17 protein-coding genes and 1 pseudogene are annotated in these 17,773 nt (G+C 66.1%); 2 read left to right on the forward strand and 16 right to left on the reverse strand.

Annotated features, from left to right (window positions below):
* The 4 genes and pseudogenes from E4O92_RS18300 to fliF form a co-directional block, all read right to left on the reverse strand.
* Positions 1-344: pseudogene (locus E4O92_RS18300) on the reverse strand (flagellum-specific ATP synthase FliI); the annotation flags it as partial.
* On the reverse strand, positions 341-1,015 hold the full coding sequence (fliH, locus tag E4O92_RS18305) for a flagellar assembly protein FliH (protein ID WP_229483506.1): 675 nt from the start codon (positions 1,013-1,015) through the stop codon (positions 341-343). The gene fliH and the pseudogene E4O92_RS18300, both read right to left, overlap by 4 nt.
* Positions 1,016-1,018: 3 nt before the next feature.
* Entirely contained in the window at positions 1,019-2,023 is a 1,005-nt protein-coding gene (gene fliG, locus E4O92_RS18310; RefSeq protein ID WP_135191090.1) for a flagellar motor switch protein FliG, read from the reverse strand.
* The gene (gene fliF / locus E4O92_RS18315) at positions 2,020-3,687 is read right to left on the reverse strand and encodes a flagellar basal-body MS-ring/collar protein FliF (protein ID WP_135191091.1); all 1,668 of its coding nucleotides are present in this window, start codon (positions 3,685-3,687) and stop codon (positions 2,020-2,022) included. The genes fliG and fliF overlap by 4 nt, the downstream gene beginning before the upstream one ends.
* A 160-nt stretch (positions 3,688-3,847) precedes the next feature.
* On the opposite strand from fliF, the gene fliE reads away from it, so the two are divergent.
* Complete coding sequence (gene fliE, locus E4O92_RS18320) at positions 3,848-4,195, forward strand: flagellar hook-basal body complex protein FliE (protein ID WP_135191092.1); 348 nt, start codon at positions 3,848-3,850, stop codon at positions 4,193-4,195.
* A 13-nt stretch (positions 4,196-4,208) separates the two neighbouring features.
* A complete protein-coding gene (locus E4O92_RS18325; RefSeq protein ID WP_135191093.1) occupies positions 4,209-4,820 on the forward strand; it encodes a hypothetical protein in 612 nt (203 codons plus the stop codon).
* A gap of 139 nt (positions 4,821-4,959) precedes the next feature.
* Here E4O92_RS18325 and E4O92_RS18330 read toward each other — a convergent pair whose 3' ends face one another.
* The 12 genes from E4O92_RS18330 to E4O92_RS18385 all read right to left on the reverse strand — a co-directional run bounded on the left by E4O92_RS18330 (position 4,960) and on the right by E4O92_RS18385 (position 17,737).
* Positions 4,960-5,703, reverse strand: coding sequence for a flagellar brake protein (locus E4O92_RS18330; protein WP_229483508.1), 744 nt, complete (start codon positions 5,701-5,703; stop codon positions 4,960-4,962).
* Positions 5,696-6,055, reverse strand: coding sequence for an EscU/YscU/HrcU family type III secretion system export apparatus switch protein (locus tag E4O92_RS18335; RefSeq protein ID WP_135191095.1), 360 nt, complete (start codon positions 6,053-6,055; stop codon positions 5,696-5,698). Before E4O92_RS18335 ends, E4O92_RS18330 begins: the two co-directional genes overlap by 8 nt.
* Positions 6,048-7,094 carry a flagellar hook-length control protein FliK gene (fliK, locus tag E4O92_RS18340; RefSeq protein WP_135191096.1) on the reverse strand — a complete coding sequence of 349 codons (1,047 nt, stop codon included), beginning with the start codon at positions 7,092-7,094 and terminating at the stop codon, positions 6,048-6,050. The genes E4O92_RS18335 and fliK overlap by 8 nt, the downstream gene beginning before the upstream one ends.
* Positions 7,095-7,261: 167 nt before the next feature.
* Complete coding sequence (locus E4O92_RS18345; protein ID WP_307721755.1) at positions 7,262-7,594, reverse strand: flagellar protein FliT; 333 nt, start codon at positions 7,592-7,594, stop codon at positions 7,262-7,264.
* Positions 7,591-8,019 (reverse strand): flagellar export chaperone FliS, encoded by a 429-nt coding sequence (gene fliS / locus E4O92_RS18350; protein WP_135191201.1) that lies wholly within the window; start codon positions 8,017-8,019, stop codon positions 7,591-7,593. The genes E4O92_RS18345 and fliS overlap by 4 nt, the downstream gene beginning before the upstream one ends.
* A gap of 20 nt (positions 8,020-8,039) precedes the next feature.
* Positions 8,040-10,703, reverse strand: a complete 2,664-nt coding sequence (gene fliD / locus E4O92_RS18355) for a flagellar filament capping protein FliD (protein ID WP_135191097.1) — start codon at positions 10,701-10,703, stop codon at positions 8,040-8,042.
* 99 nt (positions 10,704-10,802) lie between these two features.
* Positions 10,803-11,132 (reverse strand): flagellar protein FlaG, encoded by a 330-nt coding sequence (locus tag E4O92_RS18360; RefSeq protein ID WP_135191098.1) that lies wholly within the window; start codon positions 11,130-11,132, stop codon positions 10,803-10,805.
* 84 nt (positions 11,133-11,216) lie between these two features.
* Complete coding sequence (locus E4O92_RS18365; protein WP_135191099.1) at positions 11,217-12,686, reverse strand: flagellin N-terminal helical domain-containing protein; 1,470 nt, start codon at positions 12,684-12,686, stop codon at positions 11,217-11,219.
* A 492-nt stretch (positions 12,687-13,178) separates the two neighbouring features.
* Complete coding sequence (locus E4O92_RS18370) at positions 13,179-14,726, reverse strand: GGDEF domain-containing protein (RefSeq protein ID WP_135191100.1); 1,548 nt, start codon at positions 14,724-14,726, stop codon at positions 13,179-13,181.
* A 306-nt stretch (positions 14,727-15,032) separates the two neighbouring features.
* Positions 15,033-15,677 carry a response regulator gene (locus tag E4O92_RS18375; RefSeq protein ID WP_135191101.1) on the reverse strand — a complete coding sequence of 215 codons (645 nt, stop codon included), beginning with the start codon at positions 15,675-15,677 and terminating at the stop codon, positions 15,033-15,035.
* A complete protein-coding gene (locus E4O92_RS18380; RefSeq protein ID WP_135191102.1) occupies positions 15,678-17,153 on the reverse strand; it encodes a PAS domain-containing sensor histidine kinase in 1,476 nt (491 codons plus the stop codon).
* Entirely contained in the window at positions 17,150-17,737 is a 588-nt protein-coding gene (locus E4O92_RS18385) for a hypothetical protein (protein WP_135191103.1), read from the reverse strand. Before E4O92_RS18385 ends, E4O92_RS18380 begins: the two co-directional genes overlap by 4 nt.
* Positions 17,738-17,773: the final 36 nt, after the last annotated feature.

Consider the following 17,773-nt stretch of genomic DNA (forward strand, 5'->3'; position numbering starts at 1 on the left):
CTCGGGCGCCGGCGCGGGTGCGGCACGCTGCCCGGGCGCGGCACGCTGGCTTCAACCGGAAACACGCGCGCGCCGGGCACCACGCCTTCCACTTCGCTTTGCGGCATCAGGAACAGGCGCTCGCCCTCGAAGCCGACCACTTCGGCCTCGATGCGCGCGCCGTTGGGCAGGGGGATGCTGCAGGCGCTGCCGACCGCCAGGCGCAGGCCGACGCATTCCATCACCAGCCCGGCCACGCGCGTGACGCGGCCGGAAATGTGCATCGGCTCGACGAAGTTGACCAGCGAGTCGCAGTCGCGCAGGAACGCCTTCCAGCGCGCGCTGTGGCGGTCGGTGGTACTCATGGGCCGAGCCACTCGACGTTCTTGCCCAGCGAATGGGCCAGGCGCTGCCAGCGCACCTGGGCCTGGGCGTCGATCTGGTTGGTGGCGGTGTCGATCTTGCAGCCGCCGCGCGCAATCGCCGGATCCGGCACCACGCGCCAGCCGCCTTTGTCGAGTTCCTCGCCGATGCCGTTCCTGACGATGTCGGCGTCTTCCGGGTGCAGCATCAGCAGCGCCGGCTGCTGCAGCGCCGGCAGGTATTCGATCGCCTCGCGCACCACTGGGATGATCAGTTCGGGCTTGACCTCGAACGCGGTGCGCAGCATCGCGCGCGCCAGGTGCAGGGCCAGGTCGAGCACCTCGCCCGCGATGGTTTCGTCGGCCGCGGCCACCGCCTGGCCGAAGGCGCTGGCCACGCCCTGCAGGTGCGCCAGCTGTTCCTGGGCCTCGTTCGCGCCCGCGCGCTGGCCTTCGGCGTATCCGGCCGCATGGCCTTCGGCGTGGCCTTCCGCAAAGCCTTGCTGGCGCGCGGTTTCGCGGATCGCGTCCACCTCGGCCTGGGTCGGCAGGTGCACGACCGGCGCGGGTGGCGGCGGTGGCTCGATCGGTTCGGGGGCCGCGCTCGGGCGCGCCGTGTCGAACGAGGTCATTTCCCAGCGCTGGTAGGCGCTTTGCAGCTCTTTCGGAATCATGGCTTAGATGAAGGAGTCGTCGCCTTTGCCGCCGAGGACGATCTGGCCCTCGTCGGCCAGGCGCCGCACGATTTGCAGGATCTGCTTTTGCTGCGATTCGACCTCGGACAGGCGCACCGGGCCTTTCGATTCGAGGTCTTCGCGCATCATCTCGGCCGCGCGCTGGCTCATGTTGCGGAAGATCTTTTCGCGCAGGTCCTGCGAGGCGCCCTTGAGCGCGATGATCAGCATCTCGGACTGCACTTCGCGCAGCAGCAACTGGATGCCGCGGTCGTCGATGTCGATGATGTTATCGAACACGAACATCTCGTCCATGATCTTCTGCGCCATGTCGTTGTCGTAGTTCTTGATGTTGTCCATCACCGCGGCTTCGTGCTCGCCGCTCATGAAGTTCAGGATCTCGGCCGCGGCGCGCACCCCGCCCAGCGACGACTTCTTGATGTTCTCATTACCCGACAACAGCTTGGTCAGCACGTCGTTCAGCTCGCGCAGCGCGGCCGGCTGCACGCCGTCCAGGGTGGCGATCCGCAGCACCACGTCGTTGCGCAGGCGCTCCGTGAAGTTGGCGAGGATTTCGCAGGCCTGGTCGCGCTCCAGGTGCACCAGGATGGTGGCGATGATCTGCGGATGCTCGTTGCGGATCAGTTCCGCGACCGAGGGCGAGTCCATCCACTTGAGGCTCTCGATGCCCGAAGCGTCCTTGCCGCCCAGGATGCGGTTAAGCAGCACGGCCGCCTTGTCGTCGCCCAGCGCCTTGGTCAGCACCTGGCGGATGTACTCGTCCGAGTCCAGGCCGACGGTCGATTGCAGGTCGGTCTGCTCGCGGAACCGCTCCAGCGTGGAGACCACGTGCTCGTGCGGCACCTGCTTCATGGTCGCCATGGCCGCGCCCAGCTTGAGCACCTCGCGCGGGCCGAGGAATTTCATCACTTCCGCGGCCTCGTGCTCGCCCAGGGCCAGCATCAAAATCGCGGCCCGGTTTATTGCGTCCTTGTCCTTCTCACTCATTCAGCACCCAGCCATGTTTTTATCACGTTAGCCACGATGCGCGGGTCCTCGCGCGCCAGATCCTTTGCCATCTGCAGGTTCTCGCGGTAGCCCTTCGCCTGCTTCTGGACCTCCAGCTCTTCCAACGCCGCCGCTTCCGCCTCAGGATCGGGTTCCAGCTCCGGGTCTGGCTCAGGCTCGGGAGGCACCTCGGTCACCTTGTCGAATTTGTTCAGGCCCTGGCGCACGAGCGGACGCAGGATGCGGTACCACAGGAAGGCGATCACCGCGAACGCGAACAGGTACTTGGCAAGCTGGGTGGCCAGCGGCAGGTTGGCCGGGTCGCGCCACCAGTCGGGGGCCGGCTCGTCGGCCGGGCGGTCGACGCCGTCAAACGGGGCGTTGGTCACGTTCAGGGTGTCGCCGCGCTCCTGCGAGTAGCCCATCGCCTGCTTGACCAGCTCCTGGATCTGGGCCACTTCGTTCGGCGCCAGCGGGCGCGCGGTCACCTTGCCGGTCTTGGGATCGACGCTGCGGCGGTAGTTGACCACCACGCCCACCGTCAGGCGCTTGATGCCGCCCATCGGGCGCTGCTCGTAGCGGATGGTCTTGTCGACTTCGTAATTGGTGGTGGCGTCCTTGCGGGTCGGGGCGCCTGCGGCCGGCGCTGTCCCCGGCGCAGTGCCGGTAAGCGGCGCGGTCGCGGTGCCCGGCGGCTGGTTCGACAGCGCGCCCGGCACGCCGGATGCCCCAGGCGTGGCCCCGTTCGACTCCGAAGTCTGCTGGCTGCGGATCGCCTGCGGCTCGGGCGGCGAGTTCGGCTTGTACATTTCGGCCGCGGTGTCGACCTGGGCAAAGTCGACGTCGGCGGTGGCCTCGGCGCGCACATTGCCCTGGCCGACCAGCGGGCTGATGATCGACTCGACCTGCTTGACGATGTTCTGCTGCAGCTGGGCCACGTACTTGAGCTGGTTGGGGTCGAGCTGCTTGGTGCCGGCCGCGCGGCTGGATGGGTCGGAGAGCAGGCTGCCGTTCTGGTCGACCACGGTGACGCTCCCCGGAGTCAGTTCGGGCACGCTGGAGGCGACCAGGTGCACGATCGCGCTGACCTGGCCGGGATCGAGCGCGCGCCCCGGCTGCAGGTTGAGCAGCACCGAGGCGGTCGGCTTTTGCTGGTCGCGCACGAACACGGACGGCTTGGGCAGCGCCAGGTGCACGCGCGCCGACGCGACCGCGCCCAGCGACTGGATCGAGTTGGCCAGTTCGCCCTCGAGCGAGCGCTGGTAGTTGACCTGTTCGACGAACTGGGAAGTGCCCAGCTTCTGGTTTTCCAGCAGCTCGAAGCCGACATTGCCGCCCTTGGGCAGGCCCTGGGCCGCGAGCCGCAGGCGAATGTCGTGCACGCGGTCGCTGGGGACCAGGATCGCGCTGCCGCCGTCGGAGAACTTGTACTTGACCCCCATCTGGTCGAGCGCGGCGGTGATCGCGCCGCCGTCGCGGTCGGTGTAATTCGAAAACAGCACCCGGTAGTCGGTCTGCTGGGTCCACAGCCACAGCGCCAGGATCACCGCCAGCGCCACCGCGACCGCGCCGCCGATGACGATGCGCTTGCCAAACGGGGTCTGCAGGAAGTTCTGCGGCTGGTCGGGTGGCGGATCGAGAAGTTCGTCGGCTGCGGCTGCCATGTCGGGTTTGTGTAGGGGAATGTGGTCAGGCTACATTATGAAGCCTACAGGAAACATTTAAACTCCGAAATAGCAATACATTTCCCGTCTTCCTCGGCTCTGGCGGGGCGCGCGGCGCTGTTATGCTGTGAACCTGAGTTGTTGTATATGGAGAAACAGCATGAGTCTAGGCGGGATCGATACCAGCCGGATCGAGGCGATGATGGCGCAGCTCAAGGCTGCGGCGACCGGACCGGCCGGGGCGTCGCAGGGCGTGCGTGCGGTGGGCGCGGCCCCGGCGGCCACGGTCAACTTTGCCGATGCGCTCAAGTCCTCGCTCGAGCAGGTCAACAATTCCCAGGTCGTGGCGGAGGATATGGGCAAGCGCTTCGCGATGGGCGACGACACGGTCAGCCTGTCGGACACGATGATTGCCATGCAAAAGGCGAACATCAACTTCCAGGCGACTGTCCAGGTGCGCAACAAGCTGGTGACGGCGTATCATGAGATTATGAATATGCAAGTCTGAGGAGGGTGGGGTCATGCAGGAAGGGACCGACCTGCTGGTTGACCATTACCAGAAAACCTACGAAGTGACGCTCCACGTGTGGAATGAGCGCAACAGGACTTTTTTGCTCCTGCTGGCCGTGGTGGGGGGCGCCACGTTGTTGACCTTTAATGCGTCCCAGGCGCAGCCGCTGCTGGTGGACCTGATCGCCAAATTCCTGTCCATTGCCGATGCCGGGCGCCGCGATGAACTGCGCGGCAGCTTTCCCTACGGGCTGGTGCAGTCGATCCTGCTGATGGTGGTGCTCTACCTGACGCTGCTGCTGTATCACCGGACTACATTTATCAAGCGCAGCTACCGCTACCTGGGCGTGCTGGAGGACGAAATCCGCGCGGGTCTGGGTGTGGCGCCGGCGTCAAGCGCCTTCACGCGCGAAGGGACGTTTTATCTACGGCAGCAACTGCCTTTGTCGCGCTTCGTCGGCATGACGTATGTCGTCATGCTGGGCTTGCTGTTGGGGGCCTTTCTCGGCATGCGGATTTATACCGACCTGTTGTCCGGCAGCCTTTGGTTTGCGCTCGTTGATCTTGTGCTGGCGCTGCCTACCTTGTTGTTTTTTGGCGCTTATGCGCGCGCCTCGCAATAGCGGAAGCAAACTTGACGCCACCGTACCGCGTGCGCACAGGTGCGCACCCTACGATCTACAGCGGCTACGGGACGTAGGGTGCGCACCTGTGCGCACGCGGTTCGCAAACTTCGCGCAGCTGTACAGCGTATGACTCTGTTCAGCCCAGCCCAGCCAACCGCGCATTGCGCTCGCGCTCCAGCCGCGTGATGTAGCGCTGCACCGCAGCCATGCTGGCGCGCCCCATGTCGACGAACTGGCAGCCGAGGCGGCGGTTGGTCTTGTTGTTCAGTAGCGTCAGGTCCAGCGAGTTGCGCACCTGTAGCGAGGTCGTGATCGGCCCGATCTCCGGCAGGTCGATGCGGCAGTTGGTGAAGGTTTGGCCGACCGTATTGTTCAACTGTAGCTTGTTGTCGAGGAGCGCGATGCCGCCGCAGCTGATGTCGGCCAGCGGGAACGCCTGGGTGCCGCCGCCCAGTTCCGGCGGCATCGGGATCATGGCGCGCACCGGGTTGGTGACGGGCGTGGCCATCCGGTAGAACTCGCGCCGCTGCAGGCGGATCAGGGTCGGGGGAATGTCGGCGCGCAGCGCGTTGCCGCCGTCGTAGGCGGTTTCGCGCAGGTTGTCGGCGACGAACAGGATGCGGATCTTGTCGAGCGAGGTTTCGCAGTTGACGCGGCCGGCCTTGATGATGCGTTCGTTCTGGTCCCGATTGACCGAGCGGTCGAGGATGAAGCTGTCGGTGTCGGGGTCGACCTCCAGGATCGAGGTCACGCATACATCGGTCTCGCCGCGCACCAGCATTCGGATCAGTTGGTTCTTTTCGCCGATCTGACGCAGCAGGGCGATAATCTCTCGGCGCGACGCAATTTCGTAGTCGTGCCAGTTTTCCAGTTCACTCATGCTCGCTTGCATTCATTTCCGCCGTTGTGTTGCCTGTCTCGATGGCCCGCGTCAAGTCCGGCGGGGAAGGAAGTATTCCTCCGTGTTCTTGCGCTGACTCAATATGATATAGCCATGCTAACAGTTCCGCAATTGCGCGATAGAGCGCAGGCGGAATTTCGCGGTCGAGCTCCACATTCATCAGCAGCGCCACCAGTTCCTTGGATTCGTGGACGAACACGCCGGCGGCACGCGCCCGTTCGATGATCTGGTCGGCGATCAGGCCATGGCCCTTGGCCACGACCTTGGGCGCGGCATCGCCGGCCCCGTAGGCGAGGGCGATCGCGCCCGGCAGGTGGGCTCGCTCAGCCATCGGCGCGTCCGTCGATCGCGAAGGTCGCCAGCGGGGTGCCGGCCGCCGTGAGCGCGGCGGACAGGCGCTCGGCGTGCGCATGCAGCAGCGGGCCGGCTTCCTTGCTGGCTTCGATCCGCAGGTGTAGTTGGGTGCCGGTGAGCGCCAGGTTGGCCGAAATTTCGCCAAGGCCGGCGAAGCGCAGCCGCAGGCGGCTCTGCCACGTGGGTTCCGGCTTCTGGCCGTCGCGTTCGTCCGGCGCGTCGCGTTCGACCTCGGTGCGCGCCAGTTCGAGCTGCAGCGGCTGGCCCGGCCATAGCTGGCCCTGCCATGCGAGCGCACCTTGCTCTCCCGTTGCCAGCTGCATGCTGATGAATTGGGCCGTGCCCGGATCGGTGCTCGCGCCGGGGCGCGGCCCCGCCATCTGCGGCTCGGTCGCCAGCTCGGCCAGGGTGCGTTGACCCTGGCTCCATTGGGCTACGTGCGATTCGTAGAACAGGCCGCTTTTGGAGATCGCGCCTTCGATCGCCGCGGCCAACCTGGTTGCGTCGGCGCCTGGCGCGGCCAGCAGCGGGGCGGCGCCTGTCACAGCGCGTGCCGGCTGTCCGGCTTGCTGCGCGGCTGCCAGCACGCTGCCAAGCAACTGGCCGGTGCGGCTCAAGGTGGCAGCATGCGGATCCGGGGCGCTGTGCGTGGCCGCGGCGCCGGACTCGAGGCTGGCCAGCGCCGCCGCCGGCAGCGCTTCGGCCGTCACACGCGCGCCGCCGACGCCAAGTTCGAATGTCGGGCGCGGGGTCAGCGCGATGAGTTTCAGCGGCAGTTCGGCGCCGGGCGCGATTCCGGCCGGCAGCCGCATTCGGGCCACCAGAGTGTCCACCTGCACGACGGCGCTGCCGTCGCCCAGCCGGGTCAGCACCTGGCCCTGCAGCGTCTTGCCGAGCTGGCCGCCGAGGGCGCGCTGGAATGCTGCCTGCTGGCGCTGGTCGCCAACTGCGGCGAGCGCTGCGAGCGCGCTCGCCGGTGCGAGCGGGGCGACCGGCAATGCGTCGCGCGCCTGCATGGCTAGTGTCCTAAATTGCTAGTTCGTTGAAAAATAAATGTGGCGAAATCAAGCTGAGACAAGGAACAAAGCACAGCAAGGCCGAGGCCTTGCGCGCATTTGTGACGCAGTATCAGTTGGATTGTCGCCATATTTATTCAACGAATCTGTAATTCAGGACACTAGGTTCAGACGGCGCCGTAGGCGCGGGCCAGCCGCCGTTCGTTGCCGGTGTTCTGGATCAGCGACGACAGGCGCGCCATCCACGGCATGGTCAGGTCGCGGATGCGGCGGTCGTCGTCGAGCATGCGGCGGATCGCGTCCGCCTTCTGCGCGCGCGCGGCGCCGGCCAGCGCCTGCGGCTCGTTGTCCTGCAGCCGGCGCACCCAGGCCGCGCACTGCTGCTCGAGCAGCACCAGGCGCTCCCAGTTGCCGTCCTCTGCGGCCTGGCGCATCAGGCCGGTCAGGCCGGCCAGTTCCTCGTACTGAGTCACTACTTCCTGGATGGTCATCATGGTCATGCGCTCATCAGGCTGGGTGCGGCCGCCGGTGCGCCCTGCGGGGCGATCGCGTTCCACGCATCGCGCAGGTCCGTCAGCAGCTTGTGCACCTCTTCCAGCAGCTCCGGCTGGTTGTTCAGGTTGGCCTGCAGCAGGCGCGTGCTCATGTATTCGTACAGCGAGTCCAGCCCGGCAGCGATCTCGCCGCCGGCCTGTTTGTCCAGGGCCGCGCGCAGGCCATTGTCGATGATCGCGATCGCCTTCGAGATCGCCTCGCCCTTGGCGGCGACGTGGCCTGCCTTCATGTTGGTCAGGGCACTCAGTACCGCCACCAGCGCACCGTCGTACAGCATGACGATCAGCTTGTGCGGGGAGGCCGCTCCCACGCTGGTCTCAAGACCGACCTTGGCGTAGGCGTTGACGCCCCGTTGCATGCTTCCAAACATCATGTTCTCCAGTGTTTCAATTAAAAGTTACTGTTCTTCGCCAGCGCCGACAGTTGCTGGGTCAGGTAGTTCTGGGTCGATTGCATCGAGGCCAGCATCGTGTCGAGCGCGGTGAACTGGGCCCGGTAGCGTTTCTCGATGTCGGCCAGCCGGGTGTTGAAGCGGTCGCGCTGGTCCTGCACCGCCTTGATGCTCACGTTGATGCCGTCCGACTTGCCGGTGATAAGCCCCTTGGTGCCGATGAAGCTGGCCGCCAGGTTGTTCAGCTGGTAGGCGTAGCCCTGCGAGAAGGTGATCGTGCCGCGCTCGCCCGTGGTGCCGCCGGTGATCGTCAGCTTCATCCCGTCCACCACCGAGCCCTTCGCACCGGAGAGGGTTTGGCCGGAACCGGTGGCCGCCACGCCGCCGATGGTGCCGGCCACGTCGCTGCCGGGGTCCGGCGTCGCGTCCCCGAACAGCACGTCCGGTCCAGTCCCGGTCAGCGGGCTGATCGAAATGTTCGAGTTCGAACCGTAGCGGCTCGACGAGATCGTCAAGCGCCCCTCGGCATCGACATCCGTCTCGACCAAATCGCCGGCGCCGGCGAAGGTGCTGTTGCCGTTGATCGCGGCGCGCAGCATGGCCGCCAGCTGCTTGCTGTCGTAGGTTCCGGCCGGGATCGCGATGCTCTGCGTTTTGCTGGCGGTGGCCGGGTCGGTCTGGTTCAGCGTCACGCTCCAGGTGGTGCCGGCGCCGATCACTTTACTGCCCGTCAGCGGCTCGGCGCTGGTCAGGTGGCCCTGGGTGGCCAGCGCGGTCACTTTGAGCGCGTATTCGCCCGGCTTGGTCTTGGCCGACGAGCCGGCAAACGTGACCATGCCGTCGCTGGCGCTGCCCATCGCGGCGAACAGGCCGCCGATGTCGGCGAAGTTGTCGTTGATCGCCTTGTTGAGCTTGCTTGAGTCGAGGGACAGGTTGCCGTCCTTCTCGAACGCGATGCCGATCTGGCTCAGGGTGGTCAGCTTGCCGCCCAGGCCCTCGACCGCGACCCCGAGCTGTTGCCGCAGGCTGGACTGGATGGCGCGCACCGTGGCGTCGCCCTGCAGCGGGCCGCCGGCCTTGGCGTCGGCGTTGTAGCCGGTCAGGCTGGCGATTGTCTTGTTCAGATCGTTGTACGCCTTGATGAAGGCGTTTACGGCATCGCTCACCGACTTGGTGTCGCGGTTGACCGTCAGGGTGGTGCTGCCCTCTGTGGCCAGGTTCAGGGTCACGCCCTGGATCGCGTCCGAGACGCTGTTGGTGCTGCTGGTGACGGCGATGCCGTTCACGTTCAGCTTGGCGCTCTGGGCGGCGGCGGTCTGGCTCAGGTTCTGGGCCCCGCCCGGGTCGTAGCCAAGCAGGCTGGCCAGCGCCGCGTCGGGCGGGTTGCCGTCGACCCCACTCACGCTGATCTTCAGCGCGGCGCTGGCGCCGGTGTTGTTGGAGGTGATCACCAGGTGGTAGGGATTGTCGCTGCCGTCCGAGACGATGCTGGCCTGCACCCCGATGTTGGCCTTGTTGATCGCATCGCGAATCCCGGCCAGCGACTGGTTGGCGGGATCCAGCACCACGGTGCCGCTGGCGCGCGCGCCGTCCTGCGTGAAGTTCGAGCCCAGGTAGCTGCCGCCGCTGCCGGCGGTCAGCCCGGCCAGCGCGGGGGCGCTGCCGCCGACCGTGATCGGGCTCGCGTTGGTCGAGGCCAGGGTGATGCCGGCGGTGGCCGTCGCGGTCGAGCCGTTGTTGGCCGCGGGCGCGCCGATGCCGCCGGCCACGTTGCCGCCCACGACCTCGAAGATCGTGATGTTGGCGCCGCTGGCGGAATGGAACTGCAGCGTGCCGTCGACGGCGCTGCCGGTGAAGGTGACGCCGGCATCGGCTAACGAGTTGACGGTGGCGGGCTTGGTTAGCGCATTGTCGATCGCGGCAGCATCCAGGCTGCCGGCTTCGCCCGGGGCGATGCCGGGCTGTTGGGTGGCGATCATGACCCCGCCGATCGCCAGCCCATAGCTGCCGCCGCCGCTAGTGTCGACTGCACCGAAGCCGGCGAACAGGGTGGCGTTTGTGGCGGTGGCGCCGGCGCTCGCGGTGACTCCGGTGGTGGCGCTCTTGGCGTTGATCGCCTCGGCCAGCGCGCGCGCGCCGGTGGTGGAGCCGTCGGTTGCGATGGCGGTGCCGTTGATGGTGAGCGAGCCGTTGGCGATGCCATTGGTGGCCACCGCCGTGCTCAGCGCGCTGCCTTCGATGCCGAACAGGCCGCCGCCGACGGTGCCGAACTGGAAAGTGAGCACGGTGGGCGTGGCGTTGCCGATGAGCGAGGTCATGCTGGCGCGGCCGGCCGTGTGCAAGGTCTGCGCCTGCGCCAGCTGGCTGATGTTGACGTTGTATTTGCCAGGCGCCGCGCTGCTGCCGGCGCTGCCGGTCAGGATGGTCTCGTCAGCGGACTTGCTGGTGAGCGCGCGGAAGGTCGATGAGTTGCTCAGCGTGGAGAGCGTACCCTGGAACACTCCGACCGCCCCGCCGAGCTTGCCCAGCGCTGCCAGCTTGTTCTGCAGCACCGCGGCTTGCTTGTCATACTTGGCGAGCGGCGCCGCCTCGGCGTTCATCAGCTTGCTGATGAGGCCTTCGATGTCAAGTCCGGAGCCGATGCCGGCGGAAGAGATGCCCAATTGTTTCTCCTGTGAAAGCGACAATGTAAGTCATTATCGACAGAAGTAATGCAGACTTGAGAGCGGGAAAACCGGGCCAATTGTCGGCTTGCGCCCGCGCTAGGCCTTCTGGCTGATCAGCAGGCCCATCATTTTGTCGAGCGACTTGGCGATCTCGAGCGCCTCGGCCGACGGAATCTGGCGCACCACTTCTTTGGTGTTCTGGTCGACGATCTTGACGACGGTCTGCTTGCTGTCCTCGTCGATCGCAAATTCGAGCGTGTTCGACGACGCTGGCAGGGACTGGTTGATGTGCTTGACGGCGGCGGCGACCTGGGCACGCGAGGGCGCAGCGGGTTCGGCCGGCGGCGGCTGGGGCGCCTCGGCGACGGGCAGCACGCGCTCTTCCGTCTTCAAGGTAACGGGGGAACCAACGGGGTGAATGTTCATGGCATTCCCTTTATGAGAATTCCCCGGCGGGATTGCTCCGGCCGGGGAACCGCTTAGTGCGCCGTGTCAAGCGCTGTCAGTTGCTTAGCCACGCAGCAGGGACAGCACGCCTTGCGGCAGCGAGTTGGCCTGGGCCAGCATCGCGGTGCCGGCCTGCTGCAGGATCTGGCCGCGGGTCAGGTTCGCGGTTTCAGCTGCGAAGTCGGTGTCGACGATGCGGCTGCGCGAGGACTGCAGGTTCTCGGTGGTCGACTGCAGGTTCGAGATCGCCGACGAGAAGCGCGACTGCAGTGCGCCGTACGCTGCGCGCTGCTTGTTGACCGACGACAGCGCGGCGTCAGCGATCTTGATCGCCAGCTGGGCGTTGTCGAAGTTGGTCACGTCCAGCGACGCCACCGACTTGAGAGTGGAGCTGCCGCTGAGGGTGTCCAGCGCCAAGCCCGAGCCGCCGTCGTTGATCGAGAACGAGCTATCCGAGTCGAAGGTTACGGTGCCGTTGATGAAGCTCTTGCCGGTTGTGCCCTTCATGTCGTTGACGGCGGTCAGCGTACCGTCGTCGGCGTAGCTCGCCACGTCGAACTGGCTATTTGCGGCGGACATCTTGTTTGCCAGGTTGATGTCGTTGCCGCTGGCGTTGGTCAGCTTGATGCCGCCGAGCTTGGAGTCGTATTCGGCGGTCACGCCAGTGTTGGCCGACTGGGCGTTGATGGCGGCGATGCCGGCGGCGTAGTCGCTGGCCGTGTTGGCGCTGCCGCCGACCGAGAACGACACGGTGACCGCGGTAGTGTTGTCCGACTGGATCGTGAACGCGTACGATTCGCCGCTGCCGGCCAGCGCCAGGTTGGCGGTGGTTTTCGCGGTGGCGGTCACGCCGGTGGTGGCGGTCTTGTTGTTGATGCCGGCCGCGATCGACTTGGCAGTGTCGCCCGCTTGCGTGGTGTACTTGTCGCTGCCCAGCGAGCCGTTGATCGTGATGTCCTTCGAGCCAGCCACCTTGGTGGCCGTACCGTCGACCGCCACTTCGTCCGCGGTGATGCGGTTGTTGCCGTAAGTATTGGTCAGGAAGTTCGCGCCGGAGGCCGAGATCAGCTGGTTGGCGTCGGCGCCGACCTGGAAGTGGGCCGTGCCCATCGTGCCGTCGAGCAGGGCCTGGCCGTTGAACGAGGTGGTCTGGGCAATGCGGTTCAGTTCCGACGACAGTTGGGTCACCTCGGTCTGCAGCGCCTGGCGGTCGCTGGCCGAGTTCGATGCGTTCGACGACTGCACAGCCAGTTCGCGAATACGCTGCAGGATGTCGCCCGAGCTTGCCAGCGCGCCTTCGGCGGTCTGCGCCATCGACACACCGTCGTTGGCGTTGCGGCTTGCCTGGGTCATGCCGCGGATCTGCGAGGTCATACGGTCCGAAATTGCCAGGCCGGCGGCGTCATCCTTGGCGCTGTTGATGCGCAGGCCCGAGGACAGGCGCTGCAGGGAGGTGGCCAGCGACGACTGCGAAGTCGACAGGTTGCGCTGCGAGTTCAGGGAAGCGATGTTGGTGTTAATTACGGATGCCATGATTTCTCTCCAGACGTTTGGTGTTGAGGTTGGCGGCCGTTTGCGCCGCTGTTAATGCAGGTAACGGAGCCCGTCTGAAAAAGTTGATAGAGAAAAACAAAAAAAAATTTCGTTGCGATGCCTCAAGTTCAGCGCGTGTTGACGTCTAAACGGCCGCGATTGCGAAATCTTTAGGGCAAAAAAATATTTATTTTCAATGGCGCGACACGCTAAACGGCCATTAAATTATTATTTTTGCAACACAAAAGGCTGTGTCACCGCATGCTAGGCGCGCTACCGATTGAGGCGGCTCAAGAATTCGTAGGGTGCGCACCTGTGCGCACGCGGTACGTTCGCATGTGGTTGGCTTCGGAACACCGCACGCGGTTCGAGAAGGGGCGTAGGGTGCGCACCTGTGCGCACGCTGTACGGTCGCATGTCGTTGGCTTCTGCACACGCACGTACCGCGTGCGCACGGGTGCACACCCTACGCCTGTCGGCAAGCACACCGGATCAGTCGGCCACCACCACCCGGTTCTTGCCGCTGTGCTTGGCCTGGTACATCGCGCGGTCGGCGCGACGGATCAGCGCGGCCTGGTCCTCGCCTGGCAGGCGCAGCGCGACCCCGGCCGAGAATGTGATCAGGAGCTTGTCGTTCTCATGCATAAAGAAATGGCGCGTCAGCTCGCGCTGCAGGCGCGTCATGGCTGCCGCGGCCGCATCGACCGTCGATTCCGGCAGCAGGATCACGAATTCCTCCCCACCCATGCGCGCCACCACGTCCATCGGCCGCAAGGTCTGCTTGACCACCCGCACCAGGTGCTGCAGCGCGCCGTCGCCTGCGCCGTGGCCGTAGGTGTCGTTCAGGCGCTTGAAGTTGTCCAGGTCCAGCAGCGCCAGGCACAGCGGCGTGCCGCGCCGGTCGGCGCGCGCGCTCTCGCGCTCGAACACGTCGTCCAGCCCGCGCCGGTTCAGGCTGCCGGTCAGCTGGTCCTCGCGCACCAGGTCGCTCATCTGCCGTAGCTGCGCCTCCAGTGTGCGGATGCGCTGCTCGGCGTCCTGCACTTCCTGGTGCGCCTGCATGATCTGGTCGCGCGATTTGAGCGCCTCGTCCTGCACCTGGCGCGTCTCGCGCAGCACCGCGTCCAGCACATCCTGCAGTTCCGCGATGTCGGCCGCGCTGCTGATGCGGCGCGAGTAGCCGCCGATCTTGTCGTGGAATACGCCGGTCGAGGCCGCGATCGAGCCGAGCCGGTCGACGAAGGTCAGCATCATCTGCTTGACCGTAAGCTTGACGTCGGACAGGCCGGTTTTCAGCATTCCCTGTTTATAGATCACGTCCTTCAGGCTGCGCGTGGCCTCTTCCAGTGCGCGCTGGTCGAGCGGGCCGCTGATCAGGTCCTGCACCGCCGCGATCTGGCCGCGCATCCAGCTGTCGTCGTCGAGCAGCTCGCCGACGTTTTCCAGCAGCAGGCGGAACAGGCGCAGCAGCAGTTCCTGCTGTTCGCCCAGGTCGCCGCTCTTGAGTTCAATCTGGTAGCACAGTTCCTTCAGGCGCGCGGCGATCTCCTGCAGCGCTTCCTCGCTGTGCGCGACCTTGACCGCCGCGCCCAGCGACTCGGCCTCGGTCACCAGCGACGGGTTGCCCGAGAGCAGAGAGGCGAGGGCGAACGCCAGCGTGCGGCTGAGCATGTCGCGCAGTTGCCGGGCGTCGTTGCTTTCCTGGCCCAGCAGTTCCAGCGTGCTGCCCTTGCGAAAGTGCCGCTCGACCAGATGCGACAGCAGGCGCGCGTAGCCGTCCCAGTCGCGCAGCTTGACCTGGCGGTGGAAGCGCTTGCCGAACTCGGCCAGTTCACCCGGCGTGTCGGCCAGCCGCGTCGCGAACCGGGACAGTACCTGTTCGGCGCCCGGATCGGCTACCGGCGCCGCGGGCGGGGTGCCGGCGATCTCGTGGTAGATGGCGCTGTAGGCTTCCGGAGTCGGCGCAATGCGGCGCGCGGCAAGCCGGCGGAAGGCTTCGCGCGCGATGTCGGCCGGGGACGGGGAGGGCGGGGTGGACATGGAACGGTTGTGCAGAGTGCAATGATCACAATGATAATCAATCGTTGCTGGACATCATTCGTTGAATAGCGGTAAGAAAGCCGCTTACTCCTGCAAACCGCGGGTTGGCCTGATTCTCGTAGGGTGCGCACCTGTGCGCACGCGGTCACGGCATGCTGACTTGCGGTGCCGCTTCGTTACGCTGCGTTCGCGAACCGCGTGCTGACCGGGAGTTCTCGCTGTTCGCATAAAACGTCGTCGCTAGTCGGTCGAATCCGCGTGCGCACAGGTGCGCACCCTACGAAAAACCAGCGCTTGCGTGCCGTCTCACTCGATCAGCTGATTGCGGATCGCGTAATGCGTCAGCTCGGCGCTGGTCTTGAGCTTCATCTTCACCAGCAGGCGCGCCCGGTATTCGCTGATCGTCTTGACCGACAGCGACAGTTCGCGCGCGATCTCGCTGACCGTTTTGCCGGACGCGATCATCGTCAGCGTCTGGTATTCGCGGTCGGACAGGGTGTCGTGCACCGGCAGTTCGTGGTCGGCGCCAACCTGGTTGGCCAGCGCCTGGGCCAGCGCGGCACTCACATATTTCTGGCCGGCGGCGACCTGTCGGATCGCCGTGACCAGTTCGCGCGGCGCGCTTTGCTTGGTCAGGTAGCCGGCCGCGCCCGCCTTGAGCGAGCGGATCGCATACTGGTCTTCGCGGTGCATCGACAGCATCAGCACGGCCTGCTCGGGTTGTTCTTTTTTTACGAGCTTGAGCACCTCGATCCCGTTGCGGTCCGGGAAAGAGATATCAAGCAGCAGCACATGGCACTTCGACTTGCGGAACAGGCGCACGGCGTCCAGCCCGTTTTCAGCCTCGCCGGCGACGATGATGTCGCGCTGCTCGGCCAGGATCTGCTTCAGGCCCTCGCGGACGATGGCATGGTCGTCAGCGATGAATACTCGGATGGTTTTGTCAGACATTTATTCTTGGTTTGGGGTGATTCTGCCAGCGCCGCCGCCCGCGGCAGCCAGCCTGGTCTTAATGGCTACCATCGTGCCACCTCCAGGCGCTGCCGACAAGGTCAACTTGCCGCCCAGCGCACGTGCGCGCTCGCTCATGCCACGCAAGCCGAACGAACCGGGTTTGACGCGGTCGGCGGGCGTGATGCCGCGCCCATTATCGCAGATCGTCAGCAGCAGCTGCTGGCGCTGGCGCCGCAGCGACACCGTCACCCGGGTGGCCTGGGCGTGCTTGGCAATATTGGTTAGCGCCTCCTGGAAGATACGAAACAGCGCGGTCGCATGGTCGGGATCAAGGTCGATCTCCTTCTCGAGTGAGCGGAACACGCATCCCACGCCGGCCTGGCGCTCGAACTCGCGCGCCTGCCACTCGAGCGCGGCCACCAGCCCCAGGTCCAGGGTCGATGGCCGCAGGGCCAGCGAAATGCGGTGCACGGCGTCGATGGTGCGATCGACCAGGTCGTCGAGGTAGGTCGCCTTGTCGAGCAGCGCCGGTTCGGGCGGCAGGCGCGCGGCCAGCATCGCCAGCGCCATCTTGATCGCCGTAAGGTTGCCGCCCAGGTCGTCATGGATCTCGCGCGCGATGCGGGTGCGCTCCTGCTCCTTGGCCTGCTCGATGTGGGCGGTCAGCTCGGCCAGGCGGGAGCGCGAGCGCATCACTTCCTGCTGTTTGAGCTTGCTGTCGGTGATGTTGGTCATGATGCCGTCCCATTGCACGGCGCCGCCCGGCAGCCGCTGCGGGGTCGCGCGCAGGTTGACCCACTTGACGTCCTTCCAGGCGCCATCGATCCAGATCCGGCCTTCCCAGTTCCAGCCCGCCATGAGGGCGCGCGAGGTCGCCATCGAATCCAGGTAGCTCTTGCGGTCCTCCGGCAGCACCAGCTCGAGGAAGCGGCCGGGGTCCTGCTGCAGCTCGGTCACCGTGCGCCCCAGCAGCGCGGCGCAGCCTTCGGACAGGTAGGGGAAGGCCGTGCTGCCATCTTCGTGCAGCACGAACTGGTAGACCAGGCCCGGCATGTGGTCGACGATCGCATTAAAGCGCGCCTGGTACTGTTCCAGCGCCGCCGCAGCGGCCTGTTCCAGCGACAGGTCGTCGCCGATCGCCAGCAGCAGCGTCTGGCCCTCGCGCACGATGCGCAGGACACACAGCTTGACCGGGTAGCTGCTGCCGTCGGCGCGGCGGTGGCGGGTGCGCAGGGTGACCTGGGCGCCGATGTCCTCGCCCAGCGAAGCGAGCAGGCGCTCGAACTGGTCGCGCGAGACCGCCGGCGCCAGGTCGAGCGGCGTCATGGTCAGGAGCTGCGCGTGGTCGTACCCCAGGTTCTGGCGCGCGGCCTGGTTCACGTCGACCAGCGCGAAGGTGTCGGCGTCGATCAGGTAGATTTCGGATGATGCCGCCTGCATCGGGGCGGCCAGCGTGGGAGAGGGCGCGTTCATTCTTGTTCTGTCCGGGTGGATTTGCGGCGCCGCGCACGCCAAAGCGCGACAAAGCGGCGCAGGATGCGGGAAGTGTATCCTGCCCGGCGGCCGCCGAACCGCAGCTTGCGCCGCAGCTTGCGCATCTGCCAGCGCGCCTGTCGGTAGCCGCGGCTGGCGCGCAGGCGGCTGATCAGGCTTGTCTTGGCCGCGATGAACCAGTTGTGCAGGCGCGCGAACCAGCCCAGGCGGCGCAGGTTGGGCAGGGTTAGCACGTAGACGCGCGCCACCACGGCCGCGCCACCGACCTTGGCCAGGACGATGGTCGCGATGCCGGCCATCGCATGGCCGCGCGCGATCGCCACCACGGCCAGCAGCTTGACCGGAAGCAGCAGCAGGCCCGGCAGCACGAACAGGCACAGGGCGGGGTACGGCGGCAGCGCGCTCACTCGCTCTTCCAGGGCGCGCAGCGGCGCCCAGCGCTCCAGCACGCCGGCCAGGCGCGCGCCGAGGTCCCAGAACCAGTCTTCCAGCAGCAACACCAGCGCCGCCAGCTGGATCAGCGGGGCGAGCAGGCGGCTGCGGGACGGAGAGGTCGATATCATCGTCGCGCAATGATACGGCAATCGGCGCGCCACCGT

It is taken from the genome of Massilia horti, assembly GCF_004614195.1.
GTDB classification, from domain to species: domain Bacteria; phylum Pseudomonadota; class Gammaproteobacteria; order Burkholderiales; family Burkholderiaceae_D; genus Telluria; species Telluria horti.